2 protein-coding genes are annotated in these 962 nt (G+C 32.8%); both read left to right on the top strand.

Features of this window, described 5'->3' with window-relative positions; translation table 11 throughout:
• Positions 1–170 precede the first annotated feature (170 nt).
• Complete coding sequence (locus COD11_RS23450) at positions 171–554, top strand: hypothetical protein (RefSeq protein WP_098799329.1); 384 nt, start codon at positions 171–173, stop codon at positions 552–554.
• A 68-nt stretch (positions 555–622) separates the two neighbouring features.
• Complete coding sequence (locus COD11_RS23445; protein ID WP_098799328.1) at positions 623–886, top strand: hypothetical protein; 264 nt, start codon at positions 623–625, stop codon at positions 884–886.
• The last annotated feature ends 76 nt before the right edge of the window (positions 887–962 follow it).

Genomic DNA, 962 nt, shown 5'->3' with positions numbered 1-962 from the left:
GATAATGGCCAGATTGTTGAAGAACAGAAGGGCTTCTATTAGCTGGTTTAGTTCAAAAGGGTATAGAACGGGAGAACATTACTCCCACTCATAATCATCAGTCACTAGCTCGACCTTTTCAGGTATTATTTTTTGAAGACTCATTAGAGTGACAAAAAGGAGAGGGATTTGTGAGTAAATATTTTACTACAGTCGGTTTACATGATGGCAATTTTGAAATGGAAATATTGGTTCATTCATCTGCTAAAACAAAAGAGGAAGCAGAGAAGATAGGGAATAGTGACAAGTTCCATATAGGATATCTATATGATGATAAACTTGTAATTAAAGGAGAAAACCTGACAATAAAAAGAGAACAAACAGACAAATATCAATTCAGAGTATGTAGAGAGTGGAAGCCACTTGTTAGTCATGAAGATTATGAGGATCTTACATGGGATGAAGCAATTAAATACTTAATTGATGAAGAAAATAGGTCATTACCTTTTACGTTAGAATCCTATTATTACGGAACTTTTGAAACCCACCCTTTTGTTAATAATGTTTTAAAGTAACTTGAAGAAATAATGTCACATTGCGATGATGGAATACAGACATATACTGTGCATTTGGGGGGCGAATAATGAAAAAACGATTAAAAAAGAAACTCATAGATAAAACTAATGAATTCGAACAAGGCAGTATTTACTCAAATGGGATAGATATAAGATGGGTTATATACTGTGAAAAAGGGAAAGTGCACTATATATCAAATCCGAAAATAGGAATGTACCCTCAACAAATAATACCTTACAAAAGATGTAATATTAATGCATTTCGGAAATGGGCGAAAAAGAATATAGGTTATAGTGGTTCAAGCAGACCAGGCTTTTTAGGTTTGGGTTGAGCGAGTAATATTAATAAATGTTATTACGCATTTCGAGTATTAAACGACTTTATTATTTTTTAAATGTAGTGTAGTG

The organism is Bacillus sp. AFS040349 (assembly GCF_002577655.1).
Classification (GTDB): domain Bacteria; phylum Bacillota; class Bacilli; order Bacillales; family Bacillaceae; genus Metabacillus.
Note: the sequence above shows the minus strand (reverse complement) of the source record. Positions and strands in the feature narration are given on the sequence as shown.

What these genes read in the sequence shown, in the direction of transcription:
- COD11_RS23445 (WP_098799328.1), top strand. Translation starts at nt 623, where the DNA reads ATGAAAAAACGATTAAAAAAGAAACTCATAGATAAAACTAATGAATTC.